Annotated in this window: 5 protein-coding genes; 2 read left to right on the top strand and 3 right to left on the bottom strand. The window is 33.9% G+C overall.

What is annotated here, in order from left to right:
* Positions 1-284 precede the first annotated feature (284 nt).
* A complete protein-coding gene (gene sodX / locus F6K22_RS33110; protein ID WP_293108122.1) occupies positions 285-644 on the bottom strand; it encodes a nickel-type superoxide dismutase maturation protease in 360 nt (119 codons plus the stop codon).
* Positions 645-800: 156 nt separating this feature from the next.
* Positions 801-1,259: a superoxide dismutase, Ni gene (sodN, locus tag F6K22_RS33115; RefSeq protein ID WP_293108125.1), complete on the bottom strand. Its 459-nt coding sequence runs from the start codon at positions 1,257-1,259 to the stop codon at positions 801-803.
* Positions 1,260-1,675: 416 nt separating this feature from the next.
* On the opposite strand from sodN, the gene F6K22_RS33120 reads away from it, so the two are divergent.
* Positions 1,676-2,275 carry a hypothetical protein gene (locus tag F6K22_RS33120; RefSeq protein WP_293108128.1) on the top strand — a complete coding sequence of 200 codons (600 nt, stop codon included), beginning with the start codon at positions 1,676-1,678 and terminating at the stop codon, positions 2,273-2,275.
* A 60-nt stretch (positions 2,276-2,335) separates the two neighbouring features.
* Here F6K22_RS33120 and F6K22_RS33125 read toward each other — a convergent pair whose 3' ends face one another.
* Positions 2,336-3,004, bottom strand: coding sequence for a hypothetical protein (locus F6K22_RS33125; RefSeq protein ID WP_293108130.1), 669 nt, complete (start codon positions 3,002-3,004; stop codon positions 2,336-2,338).
* A 318-nt stretch (positions 3,005-3,322) separates the two neighbouring features.
* Between F6K22_RS33125 and F6K22_RS33130 the strand changes: the two genes are divergently transcribed.
* Positions 3,323-4,360 (top strand): ABC transporter substrate-binding protein, encoded by a 1,038-nt coding sequence (locus tag F6K22_RS33130; RefSeq protein ID WP_293108133.1) that lies wholly within the window; start codon positions 3,323-3,325, stop codon positions 4,358-4,360.
* Positions 4,361-4,519 lie beyond the last annotated feature (159 nt).

Here is a 4,519-nt window from a genome sequence, read left to right on the forward strand (position 1 = left end):
ATTTAGGCGTTTAAGTAAAGATTATGAGGTGTATTCACAAGTGAGTGAGGCCATGATTTATGGTTCCTTAATCTGCCTAATGGTCAAGAGATTAGCTAATTTAACATTTACTTTATAAATCAGCTCTTAGGGTCAAAAATGATAATAAAATCTCTTTCTACTGACTACTGACTATTAACTACTATAAACAGTTACCGTATTTGTAGCAAACATTTATCAAATTAGTATATAACAATAAAAAATCAAATCAATTGAGTTAATAATTAATAATTAATTGTTAATTATTAATTATTAATTATTAGAGGAAACTTGCTTGTCACCCTACCAATTATCTGTTGCGAACTTACAAAACCAAAAGAACGACTATCGCTACTTTCTTCTTGATTTTCTCCCATCAAAAAACAGTCACCTTTTTCATCAACAAAGGCAACCAACTTAATTATTTTCAAATCTTGACGATGAGGATGTTCAGCCACAATCAGATCGCCAATTTCTGGTAAACAGTGGCGGTAGGCTCTCATATCGACAAGAACTTCCTCCCCTGGCTTAAGTAGAGGAAACATAGAAAGCCCTGTAACACAAAACCGTTGACGCAATCTTAACAACCAAAGCAATAACTCTCTATTACCACTTGTTTGTATCAACTTCTTGCCTACTACCTCAATTGAAAAAAAAAATTAGTGTAAGTATTCAGCTATCAGCAGTAAAACCCTGTCCTCAAACAGAGCAGATTTCGGACAAAAGCAATAGCTGATAGCTGACGGCTGTTTGCGCAGCATTCCGTAGGAAATGCTTACAAATTAGCTAGCCTTAACCCAAGCTACATCACGTTCCTTAGTAGCCCAGAACATACCGTGGATTTTCTCCACAGTAGCCAATAACTCAGTAGCGTGTTCCAAGCTAACTTCTACCTTACAAGCAGAGCAAAGTTTAGCAGCCTTCCAAAAAGTATCGTGGAGGTCTGGATATTTCTCCAAATGTACAGGCTTAAAATAATCAGTCCAAAGAACAAGCAAATCTTCCTTAGTCTTCTGAGCTTGCTCTTCCTTAATTGCAATGTAACGAGAAAGGGTATTAGCAGTCTTATGATCTCCAGCTTTTGGATCGAGGTCTAGGATTTTCTTAGTCATAGACAATACAGCTTCAGCGTATATACGAGCAGAAGCAGGGTCATAAACACCGCAAGGGCCGTCACAGTGAGCGCTAACCTCTGGTGCTGGGAACCACTTTCTAATTTGAGTAGCAATTGTGTTGAGCATAATTTTCTAAGATATTCCTATCTATATGGAAAGAGTTACAACAATATTACTATGAAACGGTGGTTATAATGGAAATATTTTCCAGTAATCCCCATCTAACCGTATAAATAAAACTGTAGGCAATCCTGACAGCCAATATTAAGATTGGATTAACCAATATTAATATTGGCTGTAGGGTGCAGCTCAATATTCTCATCCTAGGGAATACTAAGCAAACGGCAGTCTCTGGAAATTTCTTTGTGACAATCTTAATACTACCATTAATGAGAACTTCACAACACCACCACACTTTTTTAAGATTTATCTCATATACCAAATTGTGCTATTTCTTAATCTTTAAATCAGTCTAGTTGGCTTTAATCTACTCGCAAAAGTATCAGGTATAGTAAAAGTTAAAGGCTAGGGAAATTAAAAAAATGGAAAACCAGAAGCAACCTATATTAACTAATGATGAAGTTAAGCAACTTTTTATTAAGGGCGTTAATATTTTTTTAGCAGGGTCAGCAATTACATTAGTGTTTGGATTTATCATTTGGTTTGTGCATGGAACAATTATGGTTTCTGACTTATCAGAGAATATAGTCGCCCAGGGTTGGGGTGCTATAATTGCATTAATGGCTGTATTTTTATCTTTTATTGTACCTTCAATTGTTACTCTTTTTGGATTTGGGGTAATAGCATTATTAATTTGGTGGTTATCTAGGGTTTTTTCCCAATATGAAGAGTTTCAACCTACTGCTTTAATTGTTTATCAATTAGTAGCGCCTGTAGGAATGATAGCTGCTTTAATTTTAGCTTCACCTGTATTAATTTCCTATGCAGTTATTCGTTTATTTAATGGTAGTGGTCAAGCATTAATTTCGGAAGTGAAAGAAGCGTCAAGTATTCTCTTACCACTTGAATCTGATAATAAATTTATGAGTGGAACTCAAGCAGTTGAAACTCAATATTTAACAAGGAAAAAATTGATGAGTAAAACTCAAGTTGAAACTCAATATTTAGAAGGAGAAAAATAATAGATATTTGAGAGATTTTTGAATGTTTTTCTTCCTGCTAATTTCAAGATTTATTTACTTTTACTTGCTCCATTTAACTTCTAGAGGTTTAATTTCGCGTTCATTATACGCAATTAAATTAGCCTGTACCTGATTATTCTGCCATCGTATACCCCTGACGTGATATTTGTAGTCATTTCCATATTGTATCTGGGCTATCTCTATAGCTTTAGCTCCAGTCTCTCCTCTCAATATTAACTGTAAAAAAACCACTAATATCATTGTATAGACAATTCCCAAAATAAATGCTAGTTTGGGTGTGGAAACTGAATGGCTTGCCATAACTCTTTCACCAACTACAGATAGAGTTTTTAGTTTGGTATAAACCCAGAATCCAGCAAGACCAGTTATTATTTCAATTAGAAGCGGAATAAAAAAACTAACTGGCGATAGGCGAATTTCAGTCAACCAAAGTTCTGTTGTTATTAGGTCTAAAGGAAGTAATATGAATAGCCAGCTAACAAAACGAGATAGCAAAAATGCTGCAACCAATCTAATTTTCTGCAATGTTTTTTGGTTTCCACGAAAGAGTAATACCCCTCCAACTACAGCTAAAATATTCAATATAAATGAGTAAGATGAATTACTCTGAGTTTGTACTTTTAAATAGAGTATACATATAGTATTAAGAATTGCTGTTAAAATCAGTACAATACCTACCTGTTTCAAAATAACACGAGAATTTTTCATGATTATAAATAGGGACTAGGAAGAAATAATTGATTTGATTTTTGATTATTGGGGATGTCTATTTGGATCAAGATTCTTTCAAGTTTTAATCAGCTAAGTTTCTACCTTTAATCTTTGACAAAAAATAGGCTGCTGCTTTCTTCGCCACAATTTATACTTCGGCATCTATTGTCATAGAATTAGATGAGCATTTATATAGTAATATAATATGAATCCTTAGATTAGTATTCAAATGAATATTAGTCGTAATTATTCAGCCCTCAACTATCAGCTACTGATAACTGATAACTTTTAACTGATAACTGATAACTGAAAAAGATGAATTATATTAATCGTCGTCAATTTATCCAGTATAGCTCTCTTGCTATTGGCACTAGCATATTAACAAGTTGTACTAATGCTAATAAATCTACTTCACCTGTTAAAAATGACAAAAATCTTGACAAAGTTACTTATGGAACTAACTGGTATGCCCAAGCCGAACATGGAGGTTTTTATCAAGCAATTGCCACAGGAATTTATGAAGATTATGGTTTAGACGTCACTATTAGAATGGGAAATGCTCAAGTGAATGGAACTCAACTATTAGTAGGAGGTGCAATAGACTTTTATATGGGATTTGGTATCGAAGCAATTAGTTCTGTAGAAGCAGGAATTCCTACTATTACAGTTGCAGCTATTTTCCAAAAAGATCCCCAAGTATTAATTGCTCATCCAGGAGTAGGAAATGACTCTTTAGAACAACTAAAAGGCAAGCCGATTTTAGTATCATCTTTAGCTGAAAAAGGCTATTGGCAATTTCTCAAAACTAAGTTTGGTTATACAGATGATCAGAGACGTCCTTATAACTTTAATGTAGCTCCTTTTCTAGTAGATAAAAATGTAATTCAGCAAGGTTATCTGACATCGGAACCTTTCACAATTCAGCAAAAAGGAGGCTTTGAACCAGTAGTTATGTTATTAGCAGATGCTGGCTATCAACCTTATGCTACTACTATAGAAACAACAAAAGAAATGGTAGAAAAAAATCCCGATTTAGTGCAGAGATTTGTCGATGCTTCTATCAAAGGTTGGTATAGTTATTTAGACAATCCCGAACCAGCAAATGAATTAATTAAAAAAGATAATCCAGAAATGAAAGATGATTTATTAGCTTATAGTTTAGAAAAAATGAAAGAATATGGTATTGTTATTTCTGGAGATGCTATGACAAAAGGTATCGGTGCTATGACAGACGAACGCTGGAAATTATTCTTTGATAGTGTAGTAGAGGCAGGAGTAATTAAGCCAGATACTAACTATAAAGAAGCTTTTACTTTACAGTTTATTAATAAAGGAGTAAAAAATAATGCATAATTGGTAGTGGTGTACAAGTAGTGATATTTAAAAAAAAAATTAAGTGGGCAAGCAAATACTATTCCTCTAAAACGATTGAATTAGATATATTTTCTGTTGCCTGTTGCCTTCTGGAGCTGTTGCCTGCCTCGACAATAAATCACTACATCTACAGGACTA

It is taken from the genome of Okeania sp. SIO2F4, assembly GCF_010672385.1.
Classification (GTDB): Bacteria; Cyanobacteriota; Cyanobacteriia; order Cyanobacteriales; family Microcoleaceae; genus Trichodesmium.